13 protein-coding genes are annotated in these 14,951 nt (G+C 64.1%); 6 read left to right on the forward strand and 7 right to left on the reverse strand.

Annotation, left to right across the window (positions count from 1 at the left end):
- Positions 1-27: 27 nt before the first annotated feature.
- From HDE76_RS11325 to HDE76_RS11345, 5 genes are all read left to right on the forward strand, one after another.
- Positions 28-1,377 carry a peptidylprolyl isomerase gene (locus HDE76_RS11325; RefSeq protein WP_184507495.1) on the forward strand — a complete coding sequence of 450 codons (1,350 nt, stop codon included), beginning with the start codon at positions 28-30 and terminating at the stop codon, positions 1,375-1,377.
- A gap of 17 nt (positions 1,378-1,394) precedes the next feature.
- The gene (pdxA, locus tag HDE76_RS11330; protein WP_184507498.1) at positions 1,395-2,450 is read left to right on the forward strand and encodes a 4-hydroxythreonine-4-phosphate dehydrogenase PdxA; all 1,056 of its coding nucleotides are present in this window, start codon (positions 1,395-1,397) and stop codon (positions 2,448-2,450) included.
- Entirely contained in the window at positions 2,447-3,244 is a 798-nt protein-coding gene (gene rsmA / locus HDE76_RS11335) for a 16S rRNA (adenine(1518)-N(6)/adenine(1519)-N(6))-dimethyltransferase RsmA (RefSeq protein ID WP_179477800.1), read from the forward strand. The genes pdxA and rsmA overlap by 4 nt, the downstream gene beginning before the upstream one ends.
- Positions 3,245-3,315: 71 nt before the next feature.
- Positions 3,316-3,699, forward strand: coding sequence for a Co2+/Mg2+ efflux protein ApaG (gene apaG / locus HDE76_RS11340; RefSeq protein ID WP_179477801.1), 384 nt, complete (start codon positions 3,316-3,318; stop codon positions 3,697-3,699).
- Between the two features lie 59 nt (positions 3,700-3,758).
- Positions 3,759-4,610 carry a symmetrical bis(5'-nucleosyl)-tetraphosphatase gene (locus tag HDE76_RS11345; protein ID WP_184507501.1) on the forward strand — a complete coding sequence of 284 codons (852 nt, stop codon included), beginning with the start codon at positions 3,759-3,761 and terminating at the stop codon, positions 4,608-4,610.
- A 66-nt stretch (positions 4,611-4,676) separates the two neighbouring features.
- Here the strand turns inward: HDE76_RS11345 and secA are convergent, their stop codons facing one another.
- Both secA and HDE76_RS11355 read right to left on the reverse strand, forming a co-directional pair.
- Positions 4,677-7,409, reverse strand: a complete 2,733-nt coding sequence (gene secA, locus HDE76_RS11350; protein WP_184507504.1) for a preprotein translocase subunit SecA — start codon at positions 7,407-7,409, stop codon at positions 4,677-4,679.
- 258 nt (positions 7,410-7,667) lie between these two features.
- Complete coding sequence (locus HDE76_RS11355) at positions 7,668-8,597, reverse strand: M23 family metallopeptidase (protein WP_184507507.1); 930 nt, start codon at positions 8,595-8,597, stop codon at positions 7,668-7,670.
- 27 nt (positions 8,598-8,624) lie between these two features.
- Between HDE76_RS11355 and HDE76_RS11360 the strand changes: the two genes are divergently transcribed.
- A complete protein-coding gene (locus HDE76_RS11360) occupies positions 8,625-9,107 on the forward strand; it encodes a DUF721 domain-containing protein (protein WP_184507787.1) in 483 nt (160 codons plus the stop codon).
- 228 nt (positions 9,108-9,335) lie between these two features.
- Here the strand turns inward: HDE76_RS11360 and lpxC are convergent, their stop codons facing one another.
- The 5 genes from lpxC to HDE76_RS11385 form a co-directional block, all read right to left on the reverse strand.
- Positions 9,336-10,250 carry a UDP-3-O-acyl-N-acetylglucosamine deacetylase gene (gene lpxC, locus HDE76_RS11365; protein ID WP_179477805.1) on the reverse strand — a complete coding sequence of 305 codons (915 nt, stop codon included), beginning with the start codon at positions 10,248-10,250 and terminating at the stop codon, positions 9,336-9,338.
- 451 nt (positions 10,251-10,701) lie between these two features.
- Complete coding sequence (gene ftsZ, locus HDE76_RS11370; RefSeq protein WP_184507510.1) at positions 10,702-11,892, reverse strand: cell division protein FtsZ; 1,191 nt, start codon at positions 11,890-11,892, stop codon at positions 10,702-10,704.
- Between the two features lie 131 nt (positions 11,893-12,023).
- Positions 12,024-13,256: a cell division protein FtsA gene (ftsA, locus tag HDE76_RS11375; RefSeq protein WP_179477807.1), complete on the reverse strand. Its 1,233-nt coding sequence runs from the start codon at positions 13,254-13,256 to the stop codon at positions 12,024-12,026.
- Between the two features lie 10 nt (positions 13,257-13,266).
- Positions 13,267-14,007, reverse strand: a complete 741-nt coding sequence (locus HDE76_RS11380; RefSeq protein WP_184507513.1) for a cell division protein FtsQ/DivIB — start codon at positions 14,005-14,007, stop codon at positions 13,267-13,269.
- Positions 14,004-14,942, reverse strand: a complete 939-nt coding sequence (locus HDE76_RS11385) for a D-alanine--D-alanine ligase (RefSeq protein ID WP_179477809.1) — start codon at positions 14,940-14,942, stop codon at positions 14,004-14,006. The genes HDE76_RS11380 and HDE76_RS11385 overlap by 4 nt, the downstream gene beginning before the upstream one ends.
- Between the last annotated feature and the right edge of the window lie 9 nt (positions 14,943-14,951).

Genomic DNA, 14,951 nt, shown 5'->3' on the forward strand with positions numbered 1-14,951 from the left:
AACCGTGACGACCCAGGCTTTTCACCGATGAAGCAATTTTCTGCACTTTTCCTGCTGGCGCTCGCGACGGCGCTCCCCGTGCACGCCCAGCTGTTGCCGGGCGCCGCGGCATCGGCCAATCAGCCGATCGATCGCATCGTGGCTGTGGTCAATGACGACGTGATCCTGCAAAGCGAGTTGAACGAGGCCACGCGTTCGGTCCAGCAGCAGTACGCCAGCCAGCCCGGCCAGCTGCCGCCGCCGGACGTGCTGCAGAAGCAGGTGCTCGATCGCCTGATCCTGAACCGGCTGCAGCTTCAGAAAGCGGACGATCAGGGTATCCACGTCTCCGACGCCGACGTCGATCAGGCGGTCAACGGCGTGGCCCAGCAGAACAAGATGACGCCCGACCAGCTGCGCGCGGCGGTGGAGCACGACGGCGGCAGCTTCGCGGCGTTCCGCCAGCAACTGGCCGACCAGATCACCATTCAGCGACTGCACCAGAGCGTGATCCAGGATTCCGTATCGGTGACCGACAGCGAAGTCACCAATCTCCTCGAGAGCCCCACCTACAAGGCCGGCGAAGTGCATCTGGCGCACATCCAGATCAGCACGCCCAGCGGCGCCGATGCGACCGCGATCCAGGCGACGCAGGCCAAGGCCGAACAGGCGGTGGCCGCGCTCAAAGGCGGCATGGATTTCAACGCCGCAGCCATCCGTTTTTCCGATGCCTCCGATGCGCTGGAAGGCGGCGACCTCGGCTGGCGCCGCATGGACGCCATCCCGCCCGCTTTCGTCGACACCATTGCGGCCATGAAGCCCGGCGACGTGAGCCCGGCGCTGCGCGGCCCGACCGGCTTCAACATCATCAAGCTGATCGGCCAGCGCGAGCCCAGCCGTCAGGTGGTCACCGAATATCACGCGCGCCAGATCCTGATCAAGCCGAGCGAACTGATCAGCCCGGAACAGGCGCAGCAGAAGGCACAGGACATCTATAACCGCATCGTCAACAAGCACCAGGACTTTGCCGCCATCGCGAAAAAGGATTCGGCCGATCCCACCACCGCCAATGCCGGCGGCGACATGGGCTGGTTCAAGCAGCAGGACTGGGGTTCGAGCGTGGCGCAGCAGCTCGATGCGCTGAAGGACAACCAAGTCTCCCAGCCGTTCCAGACCGAAGCCGGCTGGCACATCATCGAGCGTCTGGGAACCCGGCAGAGCGATGTCACCGACGAGACGGCACGCAACGAAGCACGGCAGGCCATCGGCAACCGCAAGTCCGAGCAGGTTTACGACGATTACCTGCGCCAGATGCGCTCCACCGCCTACATCAACATCCTGGTGCCCGAACTGCGCTCGGCCGACGATCAGGCTGCCCCGACCAGCACCACGCCCTGAGCGGAGAGCCTGTTCACTTGAACGGGACTCCCCTCCCGCGCCTTGCCATCACCGCCGGTGAGCCGGCGGGCGTGGGGCCGGAACTGGTGATACGACTCGCCGCCACGCCGCTGGCGGCCAGCCTCATCGCGATTACCGATCGTCACTTGCTTGAGCGCGCCGCTGCACGCTGCGGCACGACCATTGACCTGATCGATGACGACGGCAGCGTGCAGTTGCAGCGCCAGCCGGGCGCGCTGCGCGTCAAACATGTGCCGCTGGCGGCGCCGGAAGACCCCGGCCATCCCGATCCAGCCAATGCCCACCACGTGCTCGTCACCCTGGGGGAGGCGGCGGACGGCTGCATGGCCGGCCGCTACGATGCGGTGGTCACGGCGCCGCTGCAGAAATCCTCGATCAACGACGCCGGTATTCGCTTCAGCGGACACACCGAATACTTTGCCGAGCGCGCGCATGCCGATGTGGTGATGATGCTGGCCAGCCCCGAGCTGCGGGTGGCCCTGGTCACGACACATCTGCCCCTGGTCGCGGTATCGGCCGCGATCACCCGCGACGCGCTCACGCGCACGCTGCGCATCGTACATGCGGAGCTGCGCGCCAAATTTGGCCTGGCCCGGCCGCGCATCGCCATACTGGGCCTGAACCCGCACGCCGGCGAGGCCGGCCATATGGGCCACGAGGAGATCGACACCATCATCCCCACCTTGAACGCGCTGCGCGCCGAAGGCATGCATCTGCTCGGACCGCTGCCAGCCGACACTGCCTTCGTGCCGGCGCAGCGGCCGCTGTACGACGCCGTTCTGGCGATGTATCACGATCAGGCGCTGCCGGTGCTGAAAAGCGAGGCGTTCGATCGCACGGTGAACCTCACGCTCGGCCTGCCGTTTATCCGTACTTCGGTCGACCACGGCACGGCGCTGGATCTCGCCGGCACCGGCAAGGCCGATCCGGCGAGCCTGATCGCCGCCGCGCATATGGCGTTGGATCTGGCAGCGCGCCGCACCACTCATCCATCCGTTCCTCTACCCACAGAGGAAATGGCCGAGCGGCCAAGCTCGCCGGGAAAGCCATGAACGCCCGCCCCAAGAAAAGCTTCGGTCAACACTTCCTGCACGACCAGCGCTATATCCATCAGATCGTCAGTATGATGGCACCGCAACGCGAGGACGTCGTGGTCGAGATCGGCCCCGGCGAAGGCGCGCTGACCCTGCCACTGCTGAAGGCCGCCGGTAAACTCACCGCGATCGAACTGGACACCGATCTGATCCCGGGCCTGCAGGCGCGCGCTGCCGGCGTCGGCGAGCTGCAGATCATTCACGCCGACGTGCTGAAAGTGGACTTCACCGCGCTGGCGAAAAATCTGGGCGTGCCGCGGCTGCGCATCGCCGGCAATCTGCCGTACTACATTTCCAGCCCGATCCTGTTTCACTGCGTCGATCATTTCGATGCGATCCAGGATCTGCATTTCATGCTGCAGAAAGAGGTCGTCGACCGCATGGCCGCCGAACCCGGCAGCAAGGTCTACGGCCGGCTGTCGGTCATGCTGCAGCTGGCGTGCCGGGTCGAGCCGCTGTTCGATGTACCGCCCGAGGCGTTTCGCCCGCCGCCGAAAGTGGAATCGTCGGTCGTGCGACTGCTGCCGCTGTCGACCGAACAAAAGCACGACGCCGATCCGGCCCACGTTTACGCGGTGGTCAAAGCGGCCTTCGCGCAGCGGCGCAAAACGCTCAGCAACGCGCTCAAGCAGCTGCTGGACGGCGACGCCATTCGCCGCGCCGATGTCGACCCAAAGGCTCGCGCGGAAACGCTGGCACCGGCAGACTTTGTGCGGCTGGCAAAAATCTACAGCACGCAGTCGCAGACGTAGTTCATCGCGCCGGCTCATCACAGACGTGAAGGCTGCGCCCCATTCACGGTGGCAGGCCTTACAATCGGCGCATGAATGAAAAAGCTTCCTACACGATCGATGTGCAGGTCGAAACGCGCTTCGTCCCCGACCAATCGAAGCCCGGTGACAATCGCTACGTTTTCGCCTACACGATCACCCTGCGCAACGCGGGCGACATGCCCGCGCGCCTGTTGACCCGCCACTGGATGATCACCGACGCCAACGGCAAGGTCGAAGAAGTGCGCGGCGACGGCGTCGTCGGTGAGCAGCCGTGGATGCGCCCCGGCGACGATTTCGAGTACACCTCCGGCGCCGTGCTGGAAACGCCGGTGGGCACCATGGGCGGCAGTTACCAGATGCTGGCCGACGACGGTACGCGGTTCGACGCGCCGATACCGACCTTCACCCTGTCCATTCCGCGCACACTGCATTGACCGGGCAATCGTGATGGACTCGCTTCGGCCCTTCCCCGCCGCAACGGACGCGGACTGACATGGCAACGTACGCCATCGGCGACGTGCAGGGCTGCTATCCCGAGCTGCAGCGGCTGCTGGAAAAACTGCGCTTCGACCCGGCGCGCGACCAGCTTTGGTTCTGCGGCGATCTGGTCAACCGCGGCGGCCAATCGCTGGAAACGCTGCGGCTGATTCACGAGTTGCGCGAGTCCTGCGTAGTCACGCTGGGCAATCATGATCTGAGCCTGTTGGCGATTTCGCAGCGCAGACCGGACGCGCAGGCGCGGGTGAATCCCGAGCTGCGCGAAGTGCTGTTCGCCACCGACGCGCCGGTGCTGTTCGAATGGATGCGCTCGCAAAAGCTGCTCCATCACGACGAACAGCTCAACTGGACCATGGTGCACGCCGGCCTCGCGCCGATGTGGACGCTGAAGCAAGCGCAACGCGCAGCACAGGATGTCGAGCGCGAGTTGTCCAGCCCGCGCCATCCGCGGCTGCTGCGCAATCTGTTCGGCAACCGTCCGGCAGTTTGGTCGAGCCGACTGCAAGGCCTGGACCGGCAGCGCGCCACGATCAACACGATGACGCGGATGCGCTATTGCGACGTCAACGGCCGCATCGACTTCGATGCCAAGGACATTCCCGGCACACAAAAGCCCGGTCTGTATCCCTGGTTCGAGGTGCCAGGCATGCGCCGCCGCGATACGCGGATCGTCTGCGGCCACTGGTCGGCGCTGGGCCGTTTTGCCGGCCTGGGCGTGCACGCCATCGACACCGGTTGCGTCTGGGGCGGCAAGCTGACCGCGCTGCGCATCGACGAGGAGGAACCGCAGTACATCACCGTCGACGCCGAGCCGCACCGACATAGACCGCCCGGCGGCGAAGACTGAGTGAGCTTCAGCTCATAAAAAAACCCCGCGGAAGCGGGGTTTTTATTGCCTTCGAGCGGCTTTCGATCAGGCCAGCTGACCGTGGCAATGCTTGTATTTCTTGCCCGATCCGCAGGGGCAAGGATCGTTGCGGCCGACCTTCGGGCTGTCCTGCTCCGGCAGGCGCTGGTAGCTGCCGGCGTCGCCGCCAGCTGTCGGCAATGCTGCACCGAAAGCGCTCTCCGACGCGCCGCCGCCGGTGGCCAGCATCTGTGCCTGCAGGCGTTCGGCCATGCGCTGCTGCTCGGCTTCCATCGCGGCGACTTCCTCTTCGCTGCGAATACGAATGCGCGCCAGCATCTGCACCACTTCGGCCTTGATGCGATTGAGCATGTCGGAGAACAGCTTGAACGATTCGCGCTTGAACGCCTGCTTCGGATCCTGCTGGGCGTAGCCGACCAGGTAGATACCCTGGCGCAGATAATCCATATTGGCCAGATGATCTTTCCAGGCGTTGTCGACCACGGTCAGCATGATGTGCTTTTCCAGCTGACGCATGGTTTCGGCGCCGACCTGCGCCTCCTTGGCCTGGAAGAACTGCTCCACCGACTCGCGCACGTGGTTGAGAATCATCTCGGCGTCGATCTCGTGCTGCTGCTCTATCCACTTCGGCAGTTCGAGCGACAGGCCGAACTCGCTTTCCAGCTCACGATCCAGCGCGGGGATGTCCCACTGCTCGTCGATGCTCTCGGCAGGCACATGCGCGCGCACCATCGACTGCACGACGTCCTCGCGGATATCGGCCACGGTGGCGGACACGTCCTCACCCTCAAGCAGCTCATCGCGCTGGCGGTAAATCACCTTACGCTGGTCGTTGGCGACGTCGTCGAATTCCAGCAGGTGCTTACGGATGTCGAAGTTGTGCTGCTCGACCTTGCGCTGGGCCTTCTCGATCTGCCGGCTGATCATGCGATCTTCCAGCGCGTCGTCGTCCTTCATGCCGAAGCGCTTCATCCAGCGGATCAGGCCTTCGCCGCCGAAGATGCGCAGCAGGTTGTCTTCCAGCGACAGGTAGAAGCGCGACGAACCCGGATCGCCCTGGCGGCCCGAACGGCCACGCAGCTGGTTGTCGATGCGGCGCGACTCGTGGCGCTCGGTACCGATGATGTGCAGGCCGCCCGCCGCCAGCACCTGCTCGTGCAGCTTTTTCCATTCGGCCTTGACGCGCTGGCGATCGATATCGGTGGCGTCTTCCGGCAGCTTGGACATGGCGGCCTCGAGGCTGCCGCCGAGCACGATATCGGTGCCGCGACCGGCCATATTGGTGGCGATGGTCACCTGGCCCGGCGCACCGGCCTGCGCCACGATGTGCGCCTCGCGCTCGTGCTGCTTGGCGTTGAGCACCTCGTGCGCCACCTTGGCCTGGGTCAGCAGGCCGGACAGCAGCTCGGACACTTCGATCGAGGTGGTACCCACCAGCACCGGCTGGCCGCGCTCGTGGCACGCCTTGATGTCCTCGATCACCGCGCGGTATTTCGGCTCCTGCGACAGGAAGATCATGTCCGAGTTGTCCTTGCGGATCATCGGCTGGTGGGTGGGGATCACCACCACTTCCAGACCGTAGATGCTCTGGAACTCGAACGCTTCGGTATCCGCCGTGCCGGTCATGCCGGCCAGCTTCTTGTACATGCGGAACAGGTTCTGGAACGTCACCGTGGCCAGCGTCTGGTTCTCACGCTGGATCGGCACGCCCTCTTTCGCCTCGACCGCCTGATGCAGGCCGTCGGACCAGCGGCGCCCGGCCAGGGTGCGGCCGGTGAACTCGTCGACGATGATGACCTCGCCGTCGCGCACGATGTAATCCACGTCGCGCTGGTAAATGCCGTTCGCGCGCAGCGCCGCATTGAGGTGATGCACCACGGCCAGGTTCTTCGAATCGTACAGGCCGCTGTCCTGCTCGATGACGCCGGCTTCGCGCAGCAGCTCGTCGGCATGCTGCATGCCCTCTTCGGACAGGTGCACCTGCTTTTGTTTTTCATCGACCCAGTAGTCGCCTGGGCTGTTTTCGTCCGCCTGGCGGATCATCCGCGGCACGATCTTGTTCACCGCCAGATACAGCTGCGGTGAGTCCTCGGCCGGGCCGGAAATGATCAGCGGGGTGCGCGCCTCGTCGATCAGAATCGAGTCGACCTCGTCGACGATGGCGTAGTGCAGGCCGCGCTGGTAGCGCTGCTCCTTGCTCAGCGCCATGTTGTCGCGCAGGTAGTCGAAACCGAACTCGTTGTTGGTGCCGTAGGTGATGTCCGCCGCATAGGCCGCGTGCTTGTCGGCGTGTTCCATGCCCGGGTACACGACGCCCACGTCGAGGCCCAGAAAGTTGTACAGCTTGCCCATCTGGGCGGAGTCGCGGCGCGCCAGATAATCGTTGACCGTGACCACGTGCACGCCGTTGCCGGCCAGCGCATTGAGGTATACCGGCAGCGTACCGACCAGGGTCTTGCCCTCGCCGGTGCGCATTTCGGCGATCTTGCCCGAATGCAGCACCATGCCGCCGATCATCTGCACGTCGTAGTGGCGCATGCCGAGCGTGCGTTTGGCCGCTTCGCGGACCACCGCGAAGGCTTCCGGCAGCAGCTTGTCCAGCGTCTCACCGCCGGCCACGCGCTGCTTGAATTCCGCCGTCTTGTCACGCAGGGCGTCGTCGCTGAGCTTTTCGAACTCCGGCTCCAGCGCATTGATGCGGGAAACGCTGCGGGAGAGCTGGCGCAGCACGCGATCGTTGCGGCTACCGAAAAGACTCGTCAGGGCACGGTTGAACATCGATCTTCCGGATTGGGAAACAAGTTGACTGCAGCGGACGCAAGCCAGTCGGGCATATTACTACATGCCCAAGTCCTGCATGCCGGACGCTGGCCGCCTCGGGACTTGAATCTGTCCTTACAGCGGAGTGGTTGCGGCTTGCGGGGCCGGTACGTGTTACGGACGCAGACAAGCATCGTCTGGCATCCGACTAGTGATACCGGATGGCGGCTGGGTCGATGGGATTCAAGGTCACCGGCGACGCCGGAGCTTTTTGGGTCAGCGGTGGTTGCGCGCAAAGGCCAGCGGATTGACCACATGGCCGTCGTACCAGACCTCGAAGTGCACGTGCGAGCCGGTCGACCGACCGGTGGACCCGGCCTGCGCCACCACCGTGCCGACCTGGACATGCTCGCCGGCATGCACATCCAGCGCGCTGTTGTGCGCATAGCGTGTCATGTAGCCATTGCCGTGATCGATCTCGACCACATTGCCATAGCCGTTGCGTAGCCCGGCATAGGTCACCATGCCCTCGGCGACGGCATGCACCGGCGTTCCATAGGGCGTGGAAATATCGATGCCGGTATGGCGGGCGGCGCGGCCGTCGAACGGATCGGGCCGCGCACCGAAGTACGAAGAAATATAGCCCTCGACCGGCATGCCGGTGGGTTTGAGATTCGATTCGATCTTGGCGTCGAGCAACAGGCTTTGCAGCGCGGACAGCTGTGCCTGCTGCGTGTCGAACTGGCTGGCCAGCTGGCTGATGCTGCTGTCCAGCGTCTGCGGCAAGGCGTAGGCGCTGCCGCTGACATCTTCCACGCCGCCGACGGCCGGCGGCTGGTCGAAATTGAATTCGGTCGCGTCCAGCTTGCCGACCTCGGTCAGCCGCTCGCCCAGCGCGTTCAGCCGCGTCGACTGCGCCTGCAGCTGGCCGAGCTTGACCGCCAGCGCATTCAGATCGCGCTGGGAATCCCCGCGCAAACCGCTGAGCTGCGTGCTCTGCTGCTTCACCTGCTGCTGCAGCTCGCGGATCTGCGACAGCGCCCGATTTCGAGGACTGGCTACGGTCAGCGCAAGCGCCACTCCCGCGCCGATGCAGCCCACAACGCTCAATGCCAGCAGGGAAAGCAGCTTCCAGCGCAAGCGCCAGTCGGCCAAATCGAGGGTTTTGGGCAATTTACGCGAACGTGAGACGAGTATGATTTGCATATGTTTCCAAAATCGAATGCCGGCACCATGCAGCGCGTCTCACCTGCCATCGCCCGCCGCAGCGGCAACGGACCGAAGTCCATCGTCGACTGTGGCTCCTTCGCCACACTGGCCAAAAGGGCCGGCGTGCTCGAAGCGCTGGATCGCGCACTGCGTCAGACGCTGCCGTCGCCATTGCGCGAGCAGGTTCGTTTCGCCGACCTGCGCAACAGCCGCCTCGTCTTTCTGGCGTCTTCACCGGCTTGGGCAACGCGCCTGCGGCTTATGCAGACGCAGATTCTCGCCGCTGCCCACGCCATCGGCACGAGCGCCAGTTCCGTCACCGTGAAAGTGGTTCCCCAACCGCCGCTCGTGATCGAGCCGGAACGGTCAAAACCGCTTTCTCCCGCGGCGGCCGCCCATCTCCAGGCCACCGCTGCCTCGCTCTCAGACCCTGAACTACGGGATCTGTTCCTTGGGCTGGCGTCCCTCGCCGAAAGTGCTGATTCCAAAGCAAAAAATCGAGATTGAACCGCTTTTGGCTGTTATCTCATGCTTGCGCTCGAACCTCCAACAAGGTGGTTCGGCGCATGGCAAGCCTCGATTTATAGCACGCGCTCCTCACCTGTTGGCAACAAATGTCTAAAAGAGGTGAAGGAAAACAGCGAAACCGGGCAGACGTCGCAAAAACAAAAAGGCCACGTCCCAAGACGTGGCCTTTGTTCGAAACGGTTGTTGAGCGGCCGTTCTAGCCGTCGATCAAATCGCCTGAGCGGGATGCGCGTAAGAAATCGGCGAGGTGGCCGGGTCGTCCTGGTAGCTAACCTCTTCCCACGCGGTCACGTCGGCCATCAGCGTGCGCAGCAGCTTGTTGTTGAGCTCATGACCCGACTTGTGCGCGCTGTAGGCGCCGATCAGGCTGTGACCGAGCAGGTACAGGTCGCCGATCGCGTCGAGAATCTTGTGCTTCACGAATTCGTCTTCGTAACGCAGACCGTCTTCGTTGAGCACGCGGTAATCGTCGAGCACCACGGCGTTGTCCATCGAACCACCGAGCGCGAGGTTCTTCTCACGCATCATTTCGATGTCGCGCATGAAGCCGAACGTGCGGGCGCGGCTGACTTCTTTGACAAAGGAAGTGGTGGAGAAGTCGATTTCGGCGCGCGAAGTGCGCTTGCTGATGATGGGGTGATTGAAGTCGATCGAAAAACCGACCTTGAAACCTTCGAACGGCGAGATGCTCGCCCACTTATCACCTTCCTGCACTTTCACCGGCTTTTTGATGCGGATGAAGCGCTTGGCGACGTTCTGTTCCTCAATGCCAGCTGACTGCAGCAGAAACACGAAGGGGCCTGCACTGCCATCCATGATCGGAACTTCAGGTGCTGAAAGGTCCACGTAAGCATTGTCGATGCCTAATCCCGCCATGGCGGAAAGAAGATGCTCAACCGTGGAAACCTTGGCCTCGCCGTTGACCAGCGTGGTCGACCAGCTCGTGTCGCCGACGTTGTCCTGACGGGCGCGAATGTCGACCGGCGGCTCAAGATCCGTGCGGCGAAAAACGATACCGGTATTTGGCGCTGCGGGCCGCAGGGTCATGTAGACCTTGTCGCCTGTGTGCAGGCCAACGCCCGTGGCGCGGATAATATTTTTAAGCGTACGCTGCTTGATCATTTTTGTTGGTACCCGTGTAGGCACAGCCAATTAGGAGCGGATGCTAACACAGTTTTAACCTGCGGCAATAGCAAACCATACCGTACAGTCTGATTAAGCCTTCATGTTTCCTTCATCACTGAACGCGACATTCAGGCAACCTCCTGCTCCCGACAAATCCTGCTGCTCGACACAACACCCGTGCCTGGGACGGGAATCCGGCATGGGCATTGAACCGGCGAATCAGACAGCGCCTGACTTGCCAGCCATGCGCCACTGTGGACGCATAGTCGTTGCTCCCCACACGAACAAACCACCGGTCCGAACGCCTGGTCGGCATACTCGGCAAGAGAACGCTGCCGAACCGTCATTCCTGGCGCGTGCGGGCACGCGCAAAGAATGCGATCTCAGATGGACAGGCTAAACGGACGTTTGTTCAATATTTCACGCCTCCTTAGCGAATCTTTTCACTTCAGTCGGCCTGGCGGCGCAGAAATGCCGGGATATCGAGGTAGTCGAAGCCAGGCTCAGCACTCTTAGCCGGCGCGCTGTTGGTATCGACGCGTGCGCCGTGGCTGACCGTGTTGGTCTCCGGCTGAGCGTAGTCGACCACTTCGTTGCCCGTGCCGGTACGCAGCACCACCGGGCGCGGGCGCATCTGCACCTGCTGGGTTTCCACCATGCGCATCTGCTGACGCGAGGCGGCGGCGCGGTTCAGCCCGGTAGCGACGACAGTGACACGGACGTCGTCCTTCATGTCCGGATCGAGCGAGGTACCGATCACCACCGTGGCGTCTTCACTGGCGAAGTCGTGGATGATGCGACCGATCTCGTCGAACTCACGCATGGTCAGGTTGGTGCCGGCCGTCACGTTGACCAGGATGCCGCAGGCGCCGTTGAGGTTGACGTCCTCCAGCAGCGGGTTCTTGATCGCGGCCTCGGCGGCCGCCTGTGCGCGATCGTCGCCGCGGGCGGTGCCCGAGCCCATCATCGCCAAGCCCATTTCGGACATCACGGTGCGGACGTCGGCGAAGTCGACGTTGATCAGGCCCGGCGCCGTGATCAGATCGGCGATACCCTGCACGGCGCCCTGCAGCACGTCGTTGGCGGCCTTGAACGCGTTCAGCAGCGTCACGTCTCGACCCAGCACGCTGAGCAGCTTCTCGTTCGGCACGGTGATCAGCGAATCCACATGCTGCGAGAGGTCTTCGATGCCCTTCAACGCGACCTGCATGCGCCGACGGCCTTCGAACGGAAAAGGCTTGGTGACCACCGCCACAGTGAGAATGCCCTTTTCCTTGGCCAGCTGGGCCACCACCGGCGCCGCGCCCGTACCGGTGCCGCCGCCCATGCCGGCGGTGATGAACACCATGTCGGCACCTTCGAGCATCGCTTCGATGCGTTCACGATCTTCCAGCGCGGCCTGACGGCCGACTTCCGGGTTGGCACCGGCGCCGAGACCCTTGGTCACGTTGCCACCCAACTGCAGGTGAGTACGCGAGCCGCAGCTGGTCATGGCCTGCGCGTCGGTGTTGGCGACGATGAATTCGACGCCTTCGATGTTGGCATTGAGCATGTGGGCCACGGCATTGCCGCCGCCACCGCCTACGCCGATGACTTTGATGACTGCATTTGGTGCGAGCTTATCGATGAGTTCAAACATTTCCCGTCCTCCTAAAGAGTTGTTGTCGTTGTAACCAGGGAACGCGACTCCGTGTCGGTCCATGGTGGTGGGCTGGTTCCTTCTGCCCCGGGTGACAACTCCATGCGTCACCCGATAAAGCGTGTTTCAACTCAGAAATTCTTGGTGATCCAGCTGCGCAGCCTGTCCACCAGGCCGCCGACGCTGCCGCCAGCCGGACCGCTGACGCGCATGCCGCCCGCGCGTGCGCCGTGCAGCAGCAGACCCACGCCGGTGGCGTGCAGAGGACTGGCCACGACCTCACCCAAACCGGTGATCTGCTGCGGCACGCCGATGCGCACCATCTTGTGGAAGATCTCTTCGGCCAGTTCCAGCGCGCCTTCCATCTTGGACGCGCCGCCGGTCAGTACCACGCCAGCCGCCACCAGGCTTTCGTAACCGGAGCGGCGCAACTGGTCCTGCACCATCTCGAAAATTTCCTCGTAGCGCGCCTGCACGCTCTGCGCGAGCGACTGCCTGGCCAGTCGACGCGGCGGGCGATCGCCGACGCTGGGTACCTGGATGGTTTCCTCGGCGTGCGCGAGCCCGGTTTGCGCACAGGCGTATTTGATCTTGATTTCCTCGGCGTGCGCGGTCGGCGTATGCACGCCGTAGGCGATGTCGCTGGTCACCTGATCGCCGCCGATCGGCAGCGAAGCGGTGAAGCGGATCGAGCCCTGCGTGTAGATGGCGATGTCCGTCGTACCGGCACCGATATCGACCAGACAGACGCCCAGCTCGCGCTCGTCGTCGGTCAGCACCGCCTTGGCACTGGCCAGCGCCGAGGGCACCAGCTCGTCGACCGAGAGGCCACAGCGCTGGATGCACTTGGTGATGTTCTGCACGGCGGCCGCCGCGCCGGTGACCAGATGCACGTTGGCCTCCAGCCGCACGCCGCTCATGCCGACCGGTGAACGGATGCCATCCTGGCCATCGATGCGATATTCCTGCGACTCCTTATAGAGGACCTTGCGATCGGCGGGGATCGCCACCGCGCTGGCCGCTTCCAGCACCTGCTCCAGATCGCCCGCCGTCACTTCGCGGTCGCGGATCGCGGCGTTGCCGTGCGAGTTGCGCGTTTCCAGATGGCTGCCGGAAATGGAGGCCACCACCGAGCGAATGTCGCAGCCGGCCATCAGCTCGGCCTCTTCCACCGCGCGCTGGATCGAGTGCACGGTCGATTCGATGTCCACCACCGAGCCACGCTTCATGCCGCGCGACACATGAGTGCCGATGCCGATGACGGTGATCGGCTCGCCGGGCTCGTACTCGCCCACGATGGCCACCACTTTCGATGTGCCGATATCGAGGCCGACGACCAGCTGTTTGTCATTACGCGGCTTCATAGGGAGATGCTCATATGCGGGTCGGGCCTCCAGCAGCGTGGGTGGCGATCGGCGGTTGCGGCCAGCGCACGGCAAATCCATTGGTGTAGCGAAGGTCGGCGTAGGCGAAGGCGTCGCTATGACCGGCCGTCATCTGCGGATAGACGTCGAGGAAGCGGCGCAGCCGGCGACCGGCCTGATCGCGATCGCCGATGACGATCTGCGCACCCGTTGCGGTGGTGACGCTCCAGCTGCCGCGCTCGGTCAGCGCCACGCCGGTGATATCCAGATGCGTACCGGCAAACGCCTTGTGCGTTTCGGCGTAGAAGCTCACCACCTCGACCAGTCGGGCGTCGGGACCACTGAGTTTCGGCAGGGCGCCGGTGTCGTCGCTGTCCGGCGCGTCGAAGACCAGACCCTGACGGCTGATCAGCTGCTTGTCGTTCCAGCTGGCGAACGGCTGACGCTCGTAGATGCGCAGCAGCAGGGTGTCGGGCCAGCGCTTGCGCGCCTGCACCGACTCCACCCACGGCAGCGCCGCGACCGCCTTTTGCACCGCATCCAGATCCAGCGCAAAAAAGCCCTTGCCCAGATGTGGCAGTACGACCGCACGCAGCTGATCCGGCGTGACGTGCTTGAACTCGGCCTGCACGGTGAGCTGCGTCACCGGCCAGCGATTGACCGCAAACCAGCCGCGCAGCACGCCGACGATCGGCAGCGCGACCAGCGCAACGGCCAGGCACCAGGCGACAAGGCGGACGGTACCCCTCATGCATTCCCCCGGAAGCTCGTCTCGAGCACGCGCCAGCACAGCTCCTGGTAATCGATCCCGGCTTCGGCGGCGGCCTTCGGCACCAGCGAGTGCGACGTCATGCCCGGCGCGGTGTTCACTTCCAGCAGCCAGTTGCGGCCGGCGGCATCGCGCATCACGTCGACGCGACCCCAGCCGCTGCAGGCCAGCGCATCGAAGGCGCGCAGCGACAGCGCGCGCAGCTGCTGCTCGGCGTCGCCCTCCAGCCCGGGGCAGATGTACTGCGTGTCGTCGGCGATGTATTTGGCGTTGTAGTCGTAGTACTCGCCTTTGGGCACGATGCGGATGCTGGCCAGCACCTGCCGATCGAGAATGCCGACGGTGAATTCGCCGCCGCCCTCGATCAGGGTTTCCATCATCAGGTCGCCCGGATATTTGGCGGCCAGTGCCACGGCCGCATCCAGATCCTGCTCGTCGAACACGCGCGTCACGCCCACGCTGGAACCTTCCCAGGCCGGCTTTACCACCAGCGGAAAACCGATTTCGCGCGCCGCGGCGTGCATGTCGGCGCCGCGCGGCAGCGCCTTGAAGATCGGCGTGGGCAAACCGATCGCCTGCCACACCTGCTTCGCGCGGATCTTGTCCAACGACAGCGCCGAACCCAGCACGCCCGAGCCGGTGAACGGCACACCGAGCGACTGCAGCGCGCCCTGCAGCTCACCGTTCTCGCCGCCCGCGCCATGCAGAATATTGAACACGCGGGCAAAGTGGCCGGCGCGCACGGCGTCCAGCAGCGCCGGAATGCCGTCGATCGCGTGCGCATCCACGCCGCGCGCCTTCAGCGCAGCGAGCACGCCGCGGCCGGAGTCCAGCGACACGTCGCGTTCGGCCGAGCTGCCGCCCATCACCACGGCGACGCGGCCGAACTGAGCGGGATCTTTGATTTTGTTAGGCATGCTTGCTGG

The sequence above is a fragment of the Rhodanobacter sp. ANJX3 genome, assembly GCF_014200755.1.
Lineage (GTDB): Bacteria > Pseudomonadota > Gammaproteobacteria > Xanthomonadales > Rhodanobacteraceae > Rhodanobacter.

What these genes read in the sequence shown, in the direction of transcription:
- HDE76_RS11325 (WP_184507495.1), top strand. Translation starts at nt 28, where the DNA reads ATGAAGCAATTTTCTGCACTTTTCCTGCTGGCGCTCGCGACGGCGCTC.
- rsmA (WP_179477800.1), top strand. Translation starts at nt 2,447, where the DNA reads ATGAACGCCCGCCCCAAGAAAAGCTTCGGTCAACACTTCCTGCACGAC.
- apaG (WP_179477801.1), top strand. Translation starts at nt 3,316, where the DNA reads ATGAATGAAAAAGCTTCCTACACGATCGATGTGCAGGTCGAAACGCGC.
- HDE76_RS11345 (WP_184507501.1), top strand. Translation starts at nt 3,759, where the DNA reads ATGGCAACGTACGCCATCGGCGACGTGCAGGGCTGCTATCCCGAGCTG.
- secA (WP_184507504.1), bottom strand. Translation starts at nt 7,409, where the DNA reads ATGTTCAACCGTGCCCTGACGAGTCTTTTCGGTAGCCGCAACGATCGC.
- HDE76_RS11355 (WP_184507507.1), bottom strand. Translation starts at nt 8,597, where the DNA reads ATGCAAATCATACTCGTCTCACGTTCGCGTAAATTGCCCAAAACCCTC.
- HDE76_RS11360 (WP_184507787.1), top strand. Translation starts at nt 8,625, where the DNA reads ATGCAGCGCGTCTCACCTGCCATCGCCCGCCGCAGCGGCAACGGACCG.
- lpxC (WP_179477805.1), bottom strand. Translation starts at nt 10,250, where the DNA reads ATGATCAAGCAGCGTACGCTTAAAAATATTATCCGCGCCACGGGCGTT.
- ftsZ (WP_184507510.1), bottom strand. Translation starts at nt 11,892, where the DNA reads ATGTTTGAACTCATCGATAAGCTCGCACCAAATGCAGTCATCAAAGTC.
- ftsA (WP_179477807.1), bottom strand. Translation starts at nt 13,256, where the DNA reads ATGAAGCCGCGTAATGACAAACAGCTGGTCGTCGGCCTCGATATCGGC.
- HDE76_RS11380 (WP_184507513.1), bottom strand. Translation starts at nt 14,007, where the DNA reads ATGAGGGGTACCGTCCGCCTTGTCGCCTGGTGCCTGGCCGTTGCGCTG.
- HDE76_RS11385 (WP_179477809.1), bottom strand. Translation starts at nt 14,942, where the DNA reads ATGCCTAACAAAATCAAAGATCCCGCTCAGTTCGGCCGCGTCGCCGTG.